At 48.2% G+C, this 16,253-nt stretch carries 13 protein-coding genes; all 13 read left to right on the top strand.

The window, feature by feature from the left end; all coding sequences use genetic code 11:
- The first annotated feature begins 127 nt into the window (after positions 1 to 127).
- The gene (locus LACSTY_RS07685) at positions 128 to 4,462 is read left to right on the top strand and encodes a PolC-type DNA polymerase III (RefSeq protein ID WP_087912225.1); all 4,335 of its coding nucleotides are present in this window, start codon (positions 128 to 130) and stop codon (positions 4,460 to 4,462) included.
- Positions 4,463 to 4,714: 252 nt separating this feature from the next.
- On the top strand, positions 4,715 to 5,194 hold the full coding sequence (rimP, locus tag LACSTY_RS07680; RefSeq protein ID WP_025012466.1) for a ribosome maturation factor RimP: 480 nt from the start codon (positions 4,715 to 4,717) through the stop codon (positions 5,192 to 5,194).
- Between the two features lie 16 nt (positions 5,195 to 5,210).
- Complete coding sequence (gene nusA, locus LACSTY_RS07675) at positions 5,211 to 6,422, top strand: transcription termination factor NusA (protein WP_049169458.1); 1,212 nt, start codon at positions 5,211 to 5,213, stop codon at positions 6,420 to 6,422.
- Positions 6,423 to 6,433: 11 nt separating this feature from the next.
- Positions 6,434 to 6,727, top strand: a complete 294-nt coding sequence (gene rnpM / locus LACSTY_RS07670; protein WP_010488102.1) for an RNase P modulator RnpM — start codon at positions 6,434 to 6,436, stop codon at positions 6,725 to 6,727.
- Positions 6,728 to 6,729: 2 nt separating this feature from the next.
- Positions 6,730 to 7,029, top strand: a complete 300-nt coding sequence (locus LACSTY_RS07665; protein WP_049169456.1) for a YlxQ-related RNA-binding protein — start codon at positions 6,730 to 6,732, stop codon at positions 7,027 to 7,029.
- Positions 7,030 to 7,049: 20 nt separating this feature from the next.
- A complete protein-coding gene (gene infB / locus LACSTY_RS07660) occupies positions 7,050 to 9,839 on the top strand; it encodes a translation initiation factor IF-2 (RefSeq protein WP_087912224.1) in 2,790 nt (929 codons plus the stop codon).
- A 203-nt stretch (positions 9,840 to 10,042) separates the two neighbouring features.
- The gene (rbfA, locus tag LACSTY_RS07655) at positions 10,043 to 10,396 is read left to right on the top strand and encodes a 30S ribosome-binding factor RbfA (RefSeq protein ID WP_003565780.1); all 354 of its coding nucleotides are present in this window, start codon (positions 10,043 to 10,045) and stop codon (positions 10,394 to 10,396) included.
- 127 nt (positions 10,397 to 10,523) lie between these two features.
- Positions 10,524 to 11,315 (top strand): TerC family protein, encoded by a 792-nt coding sequence (locus tag LACSTY_RS07650; protein WP_191981854.1) that lies wholly within the window; start codon positions 10,524 to 10,526, stop codon positions 11,313 to 11,315.
- Positions 11,316 to 11,369: 54 nt separating this feature from the next.
- Positions 11,370 to 12,278 carry a tRNA pseudouridine(55) synthase TruB gene (gene truB, locus LACSTY_RS07645; protein ID WP_087912223.1) on the top strand — a complete coding sequence of 303 codons (909 nt, stop codon included), beginning with the start codon at positions 11,370 to 11,372 and terminating at the stop codon, positions 12,276 to 12,278.
- A gap of 5 nt (positions 12,279 to 12,283) precedes the next feature.
- On the top strand, positions 12,284 to 13,228 hold the full coding sequence (gene ribF / locus LACSTY_RS07640; protein WP_087912222.1) for a riboflavin biosynthesis protein RibF: 945 nt from the start codon (positions 12,284 to 12,286) through the stop codon (positions 13,226 to 13,228).
- Position 13,229: 1 nt separating this feature from the next.
- Positions 13,230 to 14,375, top strand: coding sequence for a radical SAM family heme chaperone HemW (hemW, locus tag LACSTY_RS07635; RefSeq protein WP_087912221.1), 1,146 nt, complete (start codon positions 13,230 to 13,232; stop codon positions 14,373 to 14,375).
- 158 nt (positions 14,376 to 14,533) lie between these two features.
- Entirely contained in the window at positions 14,534 to 15,580 is a 1,047-nt protein-coding gene (gene hrcA, locus LACSTY_RS07630; protein WP_049169452.1) for a heat-inducible transcriptional repressor HrcA, read from the top strand.
- A 67-nt stretch (positions 15,581 to 15,647) separates the two neighbouring features.
- Positions 15,648 to 16,241 carry a nucleotide exchange factor GrpE gene (gene grpE, locus LACSTY_RS07625; RefSeq protein ID WP_087912220.1) on the top strand — a complete coding sequence of 198 codons (594 nt, stop codon included), beginning with the start codon at positions 15,648 to 15,650 and terminating at the stop codon, positions 16,239 to 16,241.
- Positions 16,242 to 16,253 lie beyond the last annotated feature (12 nt).

The following is a 16,253-nucleotide window of genomic DNA, read 5'->3' as shown; positions in this document are numbered from 1 at the left end:
TGATTACGATGATGCTGGGGCAAAATCGCCAATCCGATGATCGCCATGACAAAAGTAATTTCGACATGGCATTGATCACCACGTGGCGGGTTGTCCCAGTTTCTGCCATCTAAGAGGGGTGCACAATTTGGCTTTATCCCAACATGAGATGTTTGAAAAATTACTGGATCAGCTTGATTTGCCAGCGGATGTCAAAAATGATCCGGCGCTGGCAGAAGGTGTGGTCCAAGGCGTGACCATCCACGAGCAATCACAGAGGTATGACTTTACGCTGGGATTCCCTGCGATTCTGCCGTTTCAGATTTTTAATCCACTGGCGACCCAATTGCCGCTTGCGTTTAAACAAATTGCCAAAACTAACTTGACCATTGCGGTGGCTCATCCGGTTTTAACCGATGAATTGCTGGCTCAATATTGGCGGTTTGTCGTGCAAAACGCGGAAATCGGTACTGGGATCGTGCGGGAGTTGTGTGAAAAGCAGGTTCCGACCTTGGTCAATGGTCGTGCGGTGATCACCGCGGAAAACGAACAGGTTCGCCAATACTTGATTCATCAGGGTTTAGGCAAGCTTGAGGAGACCTATCAGCAAGTCGGATTCACCGGGTTGCGGATGCAGGCAGATGTTGATGAAGAGCAGGCTGCTCAGTCAGTCGCTGCCTTCGAAGCCCAAAAAGCCGCCCAAACGGCCAAAATGGCGCAGGCCGCGGCCGAAGTGGTTAAACGCCAAGCCGCCAAGCAGAAACAAGAAAGCACTGATGGCCCAGTTCAAATGGGTCGTCAGCTAAAAATGAGCGATCCGCCACAGCAGATGGTGACCATCACACAAGAAGAGCGATCCGTTACCGTTGAAGGCTACGTTTTTGATGTCGAGGTGCGCGAGTTACGCTCCAAGCGCCAATTATTAATCTTTAAAATCACGGATTACAGTTCCAGTTTCATTGCCAAGAAGTTTAGTAACGGTGCCGATGACGAGGCAATGTTTGCCCGAATTCAAAAAGGCCAATGGTTACGCGTCCGAGGCAGCGTTCAGGAAGATAATTATTCCCGTGAATTGACGATTAATGCCCAGGATATTCAAACCGTTTCACACCCTGATCCGACTGATGACGTGGAAGGTGAAAAACGGGTTGAACTCCATTTGCATACCAACATGAGCCAGATGGATGCAACGAATTCGATCACCGATTTTGTTAACCGCGCAAAAGAATGGGGTCATAAAGCCATTGCCGTGACGGATCATGCCGGCTTGCAGGCTTACCCAGAAGCACACACAGCGGCAGATAAGGCCGGATTAAAAATGCTATACGGCGTTGAAATTAACCTAGTTGACGATGGCACACCTGTCGCTTATCGCGCTAACGAACCTCGCGACCTTGCCGATTCCGAATATGTCGTCTTTGACGTTGAAACAACCGGATTATCAGCGGTCTATGACAAGGTCATTGAATTGGCCGCGGTTAAGATGAAAGATGGTCAAGTGATTGATCAATTTGAAGAAATGATCGATCCTGGTTTTCCCTTGTCAGAATTGACGATTAATTTGACGCATATTACAGATGACATGGTTCACGGTTCGAAATCGGAAGAAGAAGTCTTCAAACTTTTCCAGCAATTTTGTGACGGTGCCATTATGGTTGGCCACAATGTGACGTTTGACGTGGGCTTCCTGGATAACGGGTATGAACGCCACGGACTACCGGACATCGAGAATCCTGTTATTGATACGCTGGAATTGTCGCGCATGCTGCATCCGGAACGCAAGAATCATAAGCTCGATACGTTGGCTAAGCTATATAAGGTCAGTCTGGAACACCACCATCGCGCCAACGCCGACGCCGAGGCAACCGGTTATTTGCTTTACGCGTTGGAAAAGGAAGCGGCCAAGCTTTATGGCATGACCAAGCTTAATCAGCTGAATGATCGGGTTGGAGCGGGCGATGCTTACAAGGCTGCCCGACCGAGTCATGCCGTGGTTTTGGCTAAGACGCAGGCGGGATTGAAGAATCTGTTCAAACTGGTTTCACTTTCTAATGTTAAATATTTCTACCGCGTACCACGGGTGCCACGCAGTCAGTTGCAAAAATTACGTGAAGGTTTGCTTGTCGGATCGGCCTGCTCCAATGGTGAAGTTTTCACGGCAATGATGCAAAAAGGGGAAGCCGAGGCCCGGGAAAAGGCTGCTTTCTATGATTATCTTGAAATCCAGCCATTATCGGTTTATCAGCCCTTGTTGGAAGCAGATTTGATCAAAGGCGAATCGCATCTAAAGGATATTTTGCAAAAAATTATCAAAATCGGCGAAGATATGGAGAAACCGGTGGTGGTCACCGGTGATGCTCATTACCTTGATCAACACGATGCCATTTATCGCAAAATTCTGATTCATAGCCAAGGCGGTGCCAACCCGCTGAATCGTCACAGTTTGCCTGATGTGCATTTTCGCTCAACTCGGGAAATGCTGGATGATTTTGACTGGCTAGGTGCTGAAAAGGCCAAAGAATTGGTTGTGACCAACTCCAATCTGATTGCTGACTGGATTGACGATGACATTTCGCCAGTCAAAACCAAACTCTATACGCCTGACGTGCCTGGTGTGGAAGACAAACTCAAGCATGATGTCATGACCACCGCTCATGAATTATATGGTGATCCTTTGCCGGAAATCGTCGAACAACGGCTGGACAAAGAGTTAAAAAGTATCATTGGTAACGGATTCTCGGTCATCTACAACATTGCCCAACGACTGGTTTTAAAGTCGAACAAGGACGGATATTTGGTTGGTTCGCGAGGATCGGTTGGCTCTAGTTTGGCAGCGACAATGGCGGGCATTACCGAGGTCAATCCGTTGCCGCCGCATTATCGCTGCCCTAAGTGTCAATACAGTGAATTCTTTACGCATGGCGAAGTCGGTTCCGGTTTTGACTTACCTGATAAGGTCTGCCCGAAGTGTGGCGCTGAGCTGCACAAAGACGGTCACGACATTCCTTTCGAAACCTTCCTCGGGTTCCACGGCGATAAGGTGCCAGATATTGATTTGAACTTTTCCGGTGATTATCAACCGATCGCCCATAACTATATCAAGGTCATGTTTGGTGAGGATCACAGTTTCCGGGCCGGAACAATCGGTACGGTTGCTGACAAAACAGCTTATGGTTATGTCAAAGCTTATGAACGTGACACTGGCCAGCAACTGCGCGGAGCCGAAATCGATCGGCTGGCGCAAGGTGATACCGGGGTTAAACGAACAACCGGGCAACATCCTGCCGGCATTCTAATCGTCCCGGCTGATATGGATATTTACGACTTTACCCCGATCCAGTATCCGGCAGATGATCAAAACGCTGCCTGGATGACGACGCATTTTGATTTCCATTCGATTCATGACAACATTTTGAAAATGGATGTACTGGGCCATGATGATCCGACCATGATCCGCATGTTGCAAGATTTATCCGGAGTTGAGCCGAAGTCAATTCCGACTGATGACCCTGGTGTGATGGCGCTTTTCTCTGGCACTGAAAGTCTCGGGGTTACCCCTGAACAGATCAACTCGAAAATGGGCACACTGGGCATTCCTGAATTTGGTACTCGGTTTGTCCGCGGCATGCTCGAAGAAACCAAACCGACAACCTTCAGCGAATTACTTCAAATCTCCGGTCTTTCACATGGGACCGACGTGTGGTTAGGTAATGCCGAGGAATTGATCAAGCAAGGCATTGTCACGCTAAAAGAAGTCATTGGTTGTCGTGACAACATCATGATGGACTTGATTCATTGGGGCATGGATGACTCGATGGCCTTTAACATTATGGAACACGTTCGTAAAGGGCGTGGGATTCCGGATGATTGGCAAAAAGCCATGCGGGAAAATGAAAACGTGCCGGACTGGTACATCGATTCCTGCTTGAAGATCAAGTATATGTTCCCGAAGGCCCATGCCACGGCTTATATTTTGATGGCGTTACGAATTGCCTGGTTCAAGGTTCATTATCCGCTGGTGTACTACACGGCTTACTTCTCCGTGCGTGCGGAAGACTTTGACCTGGCCGCGATGAGCCACGGCAAAGAAGCGGTTAAGGCCGCCATGAAGGAAATCACTGACAAAGGGATGGATGCTTCGACGAAAGAGAAGCAACTCCTGACCGTGCTGGAGATTGCCAACGAATGTCTGGAACGCGGCTTCAAGATTAAAATGATTGATGTCACTAAGTCTGATTCGCATGATTTTCTGATTCAAGATGACCACACGATTCTGGCGCCGTTCCGCGCGGTTCCGGGGTTGGGCGATAACGTTGCGAAACAGATTGTTGCTGCCCGCGAAGAGAAACCGTTCCTGTCTAAAGAAGATCTTGCCAATCGTGGTAAAGTCTCTAAGACACTGATTGATTACATGACAACCAACCATGTGCTAGATGATTTACCAGACGAGAACCAACTCTCGCTTTTTGACGGATTATTTTAAAATGTCAGGCAATATGATGGTGGCATAACCTCAAAGTAGCAAAATCATGTGAAGTTGGTAGTGACGCTTACTACCACAACGGACTGCCTGTTTGCAAGTGGCGGCTATCTATGGTATTGTAGCAATAGTAAAGTAAGGTTCTGGCGGTGAGTGAGCAGCGATGCTCACTCTTTTTATTGGCGAACGTCATGATGTTTGTCTGGCAACCGTTAGAATCAAAGGTCTTGAGTGAACAATAAAGGAGGCGGTGGCTTGAGTACGCAATCGGTTGTTGAAACCGTGACCGCTTTGGTCAAACCGATTTTGGACGACCATCATTTTTACCTCACGGATGTCGAATTTGTGAAGGAAGGCGGCGGCTGGTACTTGCGGGTGTATATCGACAAGCCAGGTGGCATCACACTGGATGAATGTGTGTTGGTCAGCGAAGCTTTGTCCGAGAAACTGGACAGTATGGACCCGGATCCGATTCCGCAACAATACTTCCTTGAAGTTTCCAGTCCCGGTGCCGAGCGACCGTTGAAACGTGAGATGGATTATGAGCAGGCAGTCGGCGACTATATTCATGTCTCGCTATTCAAGAAGCTGGACGGTAAGAAAATCTTCGAAGGTACTTTGAAAGATCTGAAACCTGACCAGTTGACATTAACGGTCAAAGATAAAAGCCGCAAATTCGATCAGGTCATCGACCGAAAATTGATCGCTTCTGCACGGTTGGCGATCGAATTCTAGTGGAGGTAAGAAAAGCATGTCAAAGGAAATGATCCAAGCACTTGACGCCTTAGAGCAAGAAAAAGGCGTTAAGAAAGAGGTTGTGATCGAAGCTTTGGAAGCCGCATTGGTTTCCGCGTATAAGCGTAATTACAATCAGGCGCAAAATGTCGATGTGGAATTTGATCCTAAACAAGGCGACATTCATGTCTATGCTGTCAAAGAAGTAACTGATGAAGTTTTTGATTCGCGACTGGAAGTAAGCCTCAAGGATGCCTTGGCGATCAATAAGGCTTACGAAATCGGCGACAAAATCAAATTCGAAGTCACCCCGAAGGACTTCGGACGAATCGCTGCCCAAACCGCCAAGCAGGTGATTATGCAGCGTGTGCGGGAAGCCGAACGCAGTATTGTCTATGATGAGTATTCTCAGTATGAAGATGAAATTTTACAAGGGGTCGTCGAGCGGCGCGATAATCGGTTCATCTACGTTAACTTAGGTAAGATCGAAGCCGTTTTAGGCCGCCAAGATCAGATGCCGAACGAGAAGTATGAGGCACACGATCGCATCAAGGTTTATGTGACCAAGGTCGAAAATACCAGCAAAGGCCCGCAAGTCTTCGTTAGTCGAACGCATCCGGGCTTGGTTAAACGCTTGTTTGAGCAAGAAGTTCCGGAGATTTTCGACGGTACGGTTGAAATTGTCAACATTGCGCGTGAACCCGGCGATCGGACGAAGATTGCGGTTCGGGCGACTAATGATGCTGTCGATGCTGTCGGTACGACGGTTGGCCCGCGCGGTGCTCGAGTGCAGGCGGTGGTCAATGAGCTGTCAGGCGAAAACATGGATGTTGTTCAGTGGGAAGAAGATCCTGCTGATTACATCGCCAATGCTTTGAATCCGGCACAGGTCATCGCGGTTCAATTCAACGATGAAGATAATGACCGTTCGGCAACCGTGATCGTTCCTGATTATCAGCTGTCACTGGCCATCGGTAAAAAAGGTCAAAATGCGCGGCTTGCCGCAAAGTTGACTGGCTATAAGATCGATATTAAGCCAGAGTCCGAAGTTGAATTCGTGGATGACGATGAGTTGTCAGAGGCGGAAGCTGAAGCAGCAGAGGCGTCAGATGATCAGGTCGACAACACCGAGGCAGCTAGCGATGAACCAACCGAAGCCGAACAATCGGATGACACATCCGAGGCAACACCGGTCACCCCAAACGCTGACGACCAGTCACAGGCATAAGGAGGCGAGCCATGAAAAAGCGTAAGATTCCAATGCGCAAGGACTTGCTAAGCAACACGATGATGCCCAAGAAAGAACTTGTTCGGATTGTTAAGAACAAGGAGAATGTTGTCGCAATCGATCCGACTGGCAAAGCAGCAGGACGGGGCGCATATGTAGCGTTGAATCCTGATGCTGTGAAACAGGCTAAGGGAAAGAAACTGATTGACGCAGCCTTCGGTATCACCATTGACCCGACCTTTTATGATGATCTTTTTGCTTATGTCGATCACCAAAAGGCGCGTCAGGAACTATTCGGCAAGTAACCATGCAAAAACAAGCCGTTTTGAATTTATTGGGATTGGCCCGCCGCGCCAGTCGCCTTACCACCGGTGACCAACTGGTGTTAGGAGCGATTCGTTCCGGCGATGCAAAGTTGGTGTTCGTCGCCAGTGACGCAAGTGCCAATACCCGCAAGAAGTTTTCCGATAAAAGCAGCTACTATAAAGTTCCTTTGGTGACAGTATTCTCCAAAATGGACTTATCACAGGCTATTGGTAGTGATCGTTCAATCATTGCCGTGGCAGATGCAGGCTTCGCCAAGAAGATGCAAGAGCTGCTCACCTAAATTGCAGGGAGCGTGAAGAAATGGGCAAAAAACGCGTTTATGAATTTGCCAAAGAAATGCACGTCGATAATAAAGACGTGATCGATATTGCCAAAAACTTGGGTATCGAAGTAAAGAATCACATGTCCTCGATCGATCAAGATCAAGAAGCAAAAATCAAGGGGGTGTTGAGCAAGTCTTCAGCAGCTAAAACACCTTCAACATCAGCGGCTGCTAAACCGACCAAGTCAGCAGCAGCGCCTGCAAGTGCTAAAGATAATCAGCATGCAGCTGCAGAAAAACCGACCCGGCATGAGCATAAGCCGGCACGGTCCAACAAAACTGCTGACGGTAAAATCATTTTAAGTAAGTCAACGATTTTGCGACCACGGGGCACCCAGACAGCGCATAAGTCCGGGAATCACAACCGCGGTGGCGAGCAACCGGCAGCAGCTGCTAAAACAGGAAACCGCAATACCAATCGCAGCAACAATAACAACCGTTCTGCGAATAACAATCGCCCGAATGATCGCAATCGGCGCGATCGTAATCGCCGGTTTGACAACCAACGTGTGACTGGCCCAATGCCACGTGCCGGACGTCCGACCGCAGCCAATGGCAATCCGCGTCCCGTTGCAGGCAATGGCGGGAAATTCGTCAAGCCGGAATCCGAACGACAACAGCCAAAGCGCCAACAAGAGGCTAAACCAGCCGTAGCGAGTAAACGTCCTGAACGCTCTGAGTCGACTCGGACGAAGCAGCGGCCACAAACGGAACAACGGCCGCAACGGACAGAACAGCGTCCTCGCACCGAACAACAACCAGCTGCAAAAACCAATCAACGCTTTACAAAACCGGCTGCCGTTACGCCAGCTGCCAAACCAGCAACGGTCGGCAGTCAGGACAACCGCAATAGTCGGCGCGGTGGTGGGAATAACAACTTTGGTCGCGGCAACAGCTTTGGGAATCGCAACGGGTTTAACCGCAACAGCAACCGACGCAACAAGAAGAACAAGCGCCGTCAGCAGAGCCAGCCGAAGAAGGAAATGCCACAGCGCAAAGAGCGGCCGTTACCAGAAGTCTTGAATTATGAAGTTGGGATGAATGCTCAGGAACTGGGCAAGATCCTTCACCGTGAGCCAGCTGAATTAATCAAGAAACTGTTTATGCTGGGCGTGATGGTCAACCAAAACCAGAGCCTAGACAAAGACACCATCGAACTTCTGGCCACCGATTATGGTATTGACGCGAAGGAAAAGGTTCACGAAGATATTTCCGATTTGGACAAAGTGTTCGAAGAAGAAAACAAGAACCAAGACAACTTGCAGCCACGGCCGCCAGTTGTGACGATCATGGGGCACGTTGACCATGGTAAAACAACCTTGCTGGACAAGTTACGGCATACGCACGTGACTGAAGGCGAAGCCGGTGGCATTACGCAGCATATTGGCGCGTATCAAGTTAAATTACGTGATCGCTTGATTACGTTCCTCGATACTCCGGGGCACGCGGCCTTCACCAACATGCGGGCGCGCGGTGCTGATATTACCGATATTGTTGTTCTGGTGGTTGCTGCTGACGATGGTGTGATGCCGCAAACCATTGAAGCGATTCATCACGCCCAGGCTGCCAAGGCGCCGATCATTGTAGCGGTCAACAAAATCGATAAACCAGGTGCCAATCCGGAACACGTCATGGAGCAATTGACCGAATATGGGCTGATTCCAGAAGACTGGGGCGGCGACACGATTTTTGTCAAAATCTCAGCTAAATTCGGTAAGAACATTGACGAATTATTGGAAATGATCTTACTGGAAGCGGATGTGCTCGAATTGAAGGCTAACCCTGATCAGCGAGCTGTCGGTACGGTTATCGAAGCACGTTTGGATAAAGGCAAGGGACCAGTTGCAACGGTCTTGGTTCAACAAGGGACGTTGCATACCGGCGATCCGATTGTTGTCGGGAATACCTTTGGCCGTGTCCGTGCTATGACCAACGATCATGGCCGCCGGGTCAAGGATGCGTTGCCATCCATGCCAGTCGAAATTACCGGACTCAATGACGTGCCGCAATCCGCTGATAAGTTCGTTGTCTTTGCGGACGAACGGACTGCGCGGGCGGCCGGTGAAGAACGGGCAAAACGGGCTCAAGAAGAAGAACGCAAGAACACAACGCATGTCACGTTGGACAATCTGTTTGAAACGATGAAAGAAGGTCAACTCAAAGAAGTTGACGTTATCATCAAGGCGGATGTCCAAGGATCTGTTGAAGCTTTGGCAGGTAGTCTTGAGAAGATTGAAGTCAAAGGCGTTCGGGTCAACATTATCCACCAAGCAGTTGGTGCGATTAATGAAAGTGATGTGACACTGGCCGCAGCAAGTAATGCCATCATCATTGGCTTCAACGTTCGGCCGACCGCAATGGCTAAGGCGCAGGCAGAACAGGATGATGTTGATATTCGCCTGCACAGTGTCATCTACAAGGCAATCGAAGAAGTCGAGTCTGCGATGAAGGGTATGCTGGAGCCAACTTATGAAGAGAAGGTTATCGGTACGGTCACCGTTCGTGAAACGATTCCGGTTTCCAAAGTCGGCACGGTTGTCGGTGGTTACGTTGACTCCGGGTATATTACCCGCGATGCCGGCGTTCGCCTCATCCGTGATGGTATTGTCAAGTATGAAGGCAAACTTGGTTCACTTCGTCGGTTTAAAGATGATGTCAAGCAAGTTCGCCAAGGCTTTGAACTCGGGCTGACCATTGAGAATTATAATGATATTAAAGTCGGTGATCAGATCGAAGCCTTTACAATGGAAGAAGTACCGGTTAAGTAAACAGTGTACGGAAGTCATTTAAGGGATAGGCGTTTGCTGGCTGTGAAAAGTTGACGAACGCTCCACCATAACGCGTTCGCCGGCGCAGAAGCCTGCGTGTAAGGACCTTGGTCGCAATGACAAAGAGCGCTATCACGCCCAAGGCCACTTACACTTTGGCCTTTAAGCGCGCCGGCTCACGCTCAACAGGAGGTAATTCGCAGATGAAGCATCGTATCGGTCGAGTTGAGACTCAGATCCAACGTGAAGTTGATGATATCTTGTTAAAGGATGTTAACGATCCGCGGGTCAAAGGCGTGACGATTACCGGAGTCAAACTGACCGGTGATCTGCAACATGCCACCATTTTCTACAGTATTCTCGATGATGCACCTGATAAAGTCGAAGCAGCCCAAACCGGCTTGGATAAAGCCAGTGGACTGATTCGGCGTGAAGTCGGGCAGCGGATTCGGCTGTTCAAGGTGCCGGAAATCGAATTTGCTCAAGACAAATCCGTTCAGTATGGTGCCCGTATTGATCAGTTAATTAACGAAGTGCGGCGCAAGAATTTAGAATAGCGTTGTTCAACCAGAGAGGGTTCAGTCGCAAAGACTGGATCCTTTTTTGGTGCACCAATTTTCAATAACATCATCATGCAACGAGCAGTCTTCTTTTTCTCGCAATAGCCGCTTTAGCTTTCCTGGCTTGAACGGTATAATAATAAGCATTGAGAAGGGAAGGATCACGATCAAGTTTTTAGGGGCCTTATACGGACCATTCTTTTCTATCCACAACTGGCAGCTGGCTTTTTCGATCAGCGGCTTAGTCACGATTTTTAGCTTAATCCTTTTAGAATGTATGCTCTCCGTTGATAATGCGGTTGTTCTCGCTGCCCAGACTGAACAGCTTAAGGCCGAGTCGGATCGCAAAAAGGCCTTGATGTATGGCATGGGTGGGGCGTATCTGTTTCGCTTCATTGCCATCGGACTGGGAACTTACTTATTACAGTTTTGGCCGATTAAGGCACTTGGCGCTTTGTATCTGGTATGGATGAGTGCCAGTTATTTTTATGCGGTTCGTCATCCTAAAAGTAACACCGGCAAGCGAACCAAACGCGTTCATGGTTTATGGGGAACGGTTTTTCAAATTGAGAGCCTCGATATTGTCTTCTCAGTTGATTCAATCCTGGCAGCTTTGGCTGTCTCCAGTAATCCGGTCATTGTTTTAATCGGTGGTTGCTTAGGTATTTTGGCGATGCGGATTGTTGCTCAAGTGATCACGACCTTCATTGACCGGGTACCTGAACTGGAAACTGCGGCGTATGTCCTTGTTGGTCTTATTGCCATCAAGCTTGGATTAAGTTTGCCTATGATTAACGTTAAAACGCCGGACTGGCTTTTTTCGATTTTGGTGGTGTTGATTTTCATTTGGGCAGGATGGCGACATGCGGTGCATGCCAAGCATCATCGCAGTATGTATACCAAGCCAAAAGCGTGATGGCGTACAATAGTCAGCGTTTTTTAATTTTAAAAATTGAAAGGGGCCGAATTCATGAACGGCATTCTTCCGCTGTATAAACCGACCGGCATGACCAGTGCCGATGCCGTTTATCATGCACGCAAGCTTCTTCACATTAAAAAAATCGGTCATTCCGGCACGCTTGACCCAAACGTTGACGGTGTTTTGCCGCTCGCGATTGGCGCGGCAACCAAAGCCGTGCCCCAATTAATGGCCAGTGGCAAAATTTATACCGGCGAAATCACACTTGGCTTTGCAACGACCACTGAAGATCTTGATGGTGAGGTGGTGAAGCGAACGCCGATGGTGAAGCCGGTACCGGTGCATGAACTGGATCAGGCACTCACCCAATTGACGGGCGAAATTACCCAAGTGCCGCCGATGTTTTCAGCCGTCAAAGTCAATGGCAGACGGTTGTATGAATATGCCCGAGCAGGTGAGTCGGTTGAACGGCCAAAACGTCAGGTAACGGTAAAACGGTTTGAGCGAACCAGTGAACCGGTTTTCGATGCAACTCAAGGGATCCAACGTTTTCGTTTTGAGGCTGCGGTGTCTAAGGGGACCTATATCCGAACCTTGGCAGTTGATGTTGGCCAATCGCTAGGCGTCGCTGCAGTGATGAGCCAATTGACGCGGATTAAAAGCGGCGGCTTTACATTAGCCCAAGCGGTCAGTCTTGAAGCCTTGGGGCAACATATTGCTGAGGGCACTTTAGCGGCAGTGATTCAACCGATTGACATTGCATTTGCCGATTTACCGCAAGTCGATTTGACGACAAATCAATATGAAGATGTCCGGCATGGCCGATTTTTGACCCTTCAGCTGCATGCGCCACGGGTTCGTCTACACTATGCTGGCGTTTTGAAGGCGATTTATCGGTTCGAAAAGCAGCAGTATCGCCCTGATATTATGTTTTTAGCGAATGAGAAGAATGAGAGATAATTTTAATGGAAGTCATTGATATTCACCCGCCGTTGCAGGCATCAGCGGCGCCGCCACAGCCCATTGTTTTAACGCTGGGTTTCTTTGATGGTGTACATCGCGGCCATCAAGCCGTGATTAAAGCAGGAAAGCAAATAGCTTTAACCAAAAAATTGCCGTTAGCCGTGATGACATTTGATATTCATCCGGCTGTTGTTTATCGCGGCGTTAGTAAAACAACGATTCAGTATCTGTCTACGCGTGACGAAAAGATTGATCTAATGCGGCAATTAGGCGTGGATTTGTTGTATTTTGTTCACTTTACACCAGAATTTGCTGCCTTATCGCCGCAAGCGTTTGTGGATCAGTATTTGGTGGGCTTGAAAGCTGATACAGTTGTGGCCGGTTTTGACTATACTTACGGTAAACGCGCGATTGCCAATATGGCGTTGCTGCCCGACTACGCGCACGGCAGGTTTGAAGTTGTTAGCGTACCTAAGTTGGCCGAAGATGGTGCAAAAATCAGTTCGACCCGGATTCGTGATGCGTTGGATCAAGGGGATATCGATACGGCAAACGAGCTATTAGGGTACGCTTATTTAACGACTGGCAAAGTGGTGCATGGCGAAGCCCGTGGTCGAGAACTTGGCTTTCCGACCATTAATCTGGCAACATTAGGTCAGCAGCGGCTTCCTGGCATCGGGATTTATGCCGTGACGGTAAACGTGGATGGTACTTGGTATCTGGGGATGGCTTCGATTGGCCGCAATGTCACGTTTGGCAGTGATCGCGATGTGACGCTTGAGATTAATCTGCTCGATTTTAGCCGCATGATCTATGGCAAAACTGTCCAGGTTCGTTGGTACCACTATCTGCGCGGTGAAGTGAAATTTGCCAATGCAGAAGGTTTGATTATCCAGTTAAAGAAAGATGAAGCGGCGGTCCGTCAGTATTTCGCGAGGAAGGGTTAAAATGGCAGGCGCATATATTCATATTCCGTTTTGCGAACATATTTGTTACTACTGTGATTTCAATAAAGTCTTCATTGAAGGTCAGCCGGTTGATGACTATGTTGCGATGCTGCTTAAGGAAATGCGGATGGTCATGTCAGAGCACCCCGATGAGAAAATCGAAACGGTGTATGTCGGCGGCGGGACACCTACAACGTTGACGCCCAAACAGTTAGCGACACTTTGCCAAGGCATTCGCGACATCTTGCACTTCGATTCTGGTGAATTCACGTTTGAGGCGAACCCCAATGATTTGCTGACGACCGATAAGTTGCAGGTTTTGCATGATTATGGTGTCAATCGACTATCAATCGGGGTTCAGTCTTTTAACGACGATGTCCTCAAACGGATCGGACGGATTCATCGCGCCAAGGATGTGTATGTCGCGATTGCCAATGCCAGAAAAGTCGGTTTTGATAATCTGTCGATTGATTTGATTTTCCGATTACCTGATCAAAGCCGGAACGACTTTTTAAATAGTCTACAAAAAGCACTCGATTTGGATTTACCGCATTATTCGACGTATTCACTCATTCTTGAACGGAAAACCATCTTTTATAATTTGATGCGCCAGGGCAAATTGCGCTTGCCAACGCAGGATGTCGAAGCCGATATGTACCAGGATGCCATTGATTTAATGGAAGCACATGGCAGACATCAATATGAAATCAGCAATTTTGCCAAGGATGGCTATCAATGCCAACACAACCTGCTTTACTGGCAAAATGACAAATATTTTGGCTTTGGAGCTGGTGCGTTTGGTTATCTTGGTCGCGATCGGTATCACAATTATGGTCCGATCAAACAGTACCTTACGCCGCTTCACACCGATCGTTTACCGGTTTTGGCCCATCACTTGGTTCCGGTGTCCGAACAAATTGAAGAGGAAATGTTTCTTGGTTTGCGAACCATGCGCAGCGTAAGTGAAAAACGCTTCTATCAGCGCTATCATCTGACCGTTGATGCCGTTTATGGCGAGACCGTACCTGAGTTGGAAAGCCAAGGCTTGTTACAGCGCAATGATGGCTTCATTCGGCTGACCAACAAGGGCAAGTTTTTAGGTAACGAAGTCTTTCAACAGTTTTTGCTTGACGAGCCGCTTATTTAAACGGCTCTTTTTTCTTGAAAAAATGGCCGCCACTGGCTAGAAACACCGAAAACACTGAAGATTTTAGCAATGTCGCCTTGACTTTGCTAACGGTGCTTGGTATATTATTCAGTGTATTAGCACTCGCGCGAAACGAGTGCTAAAGGTGAGGTGAGAAAATGTTGACGAAACGGCAAGTGCTCGTCTTAAAAGAAATCATCCGCCTGTTTACTGAAAGCGGAGAGCCGGTTGGTTCAAAGCGATTGATGCGCGAGCTGCCCATTCATGTCAGTTCCGCCACAATCCGTAATGATATGGCGTCGCTAGAAGATGCCGGTTTGATCACCAAGACCCACAGCAGTTCCGGGCGTGTACCGTCAACGCAAGGCTATCGTTATTATCTCGATCACCTTGTTGAACCGGTGCGTGTTTCGCATCAAGAACTGGCGACTATCAAGCAGGCATTTAGCCAGCGATACAATAAGATGGATGAGATTGTCGCGCAAAGTGCGCAAATTTTGTCCAATCTGACGAGTTACACGGCCATTAGCTTGGGACCTGAAGTAACCAATATCAAGCTGACAGGTTTTCGCCTTGTTCCATTAGGCAATCACCAAGTCATGGCGATTTTGGTCACGAATAACGGTAACATTGAAAACCAGGTCTTTACCGTATCGCAAAACATCTCATCCGATGAGCTTGAAAAGGCGATTCGAATTGTCAATGATCAACTCGTTGGACTGCCATTAATTCAAGTTGCACAGCGGCTGAAAACCGATGTGCCTTCGATGTTAATGCAGTATCTGACCAGTCCTGAAGGCTTCTTGGATATCTTTGGTAACGTTTTGAAATCAGCTGCGTCCGAGCGCTTTTACGTTGGCGGACGGTTGAATCTGATGGATTACCTAGGCGATTCCGATATCCATGAACTGAAAAAGATTATGTCATTGATTGACGCTGATCACGGTGATCTGACGGAACTGCTTGGCGGACCGATTCGCCAAACGCCGGTTCAAGTACGTTTGGGGCCGGAGCTTAAGCCAATTGATTTGGCCAACCTCAGTTTGATCACCGCTAGCTACGATGTTGGTGATCACGGCACCGGGATGATCGCCTTGCTAGGCCCGACACAGATGCCTTATTCGAAAATGATCGGACTGCTGGATGTTTTCCGTGAAGAGCTGGCAAAACGGTTGACGGATTATTATGCCAACTTTGATCAATGAATATTAAAAAATATTTGCTAGCGTTGCTTCATGACGACTGGCAAATATGGTTTAAAGGGAGGATACCATGGCAGAGAAAAAAGCAAAGCAAACCGCGGCAGATACCGCCAAACAGGCAAAGCAACCTGCTGAAACGTCAGGATCTTCGCTTAAAGAAGAAATTCTGAAAGAAAGCATCGCTGATCTCAATGATCAACTGAAAACCAGCCAACATGACGGTGAACAGTTGAAGAAAGAACGTGATGAATTTGAAGATAAATATCTGCGAGCAGCCGCGGAGATTCAAAACATGAATCATCGGTTCGAAAAAGAGCAACAGAAGATGCTGAAGTACGACGGCCAGAAGTTAGCAAAGGCGATTTTGCCAGTTGTCGATAATCTTGAACGTGCGCTTGCAACCGAGGCCAAAGATGATAGTGCTGCTTCACTGAAAAAAGGTGTCCAGATGGTTTATGACCATTTGGAGCGTGCTTTGAAGGAGAACGGCATCACTGCTATTGATGGCACCGGTGAAAAATTCGACCCGAATACCCAACAGGCTGTACAAACAGTCGCGGCTGATGACAAACACGCAGCTGATACTGTCGCTCAGGTCCTGCAAAAAGGGTATTATCTCAAAGATCGCGTTTTACGCCCTGCTATGGTCGTTGTTGCTAAATAATTAAACTGAAAA

Source organism: Lacticaseibacillus styriensis, from assembly GCF_030770295.1.
Classification (GTDB): Bacteria; Bacillota; Bacilli; order Lactobacillales; family Lactobacillaceae; genus Lacticaseibacillus; species Lacticaseibacillus casei.
Note: the sequence above shows the minus strand (reverse complement) of the source record. Positions and strands in the feature narration are given on the sequence as shown.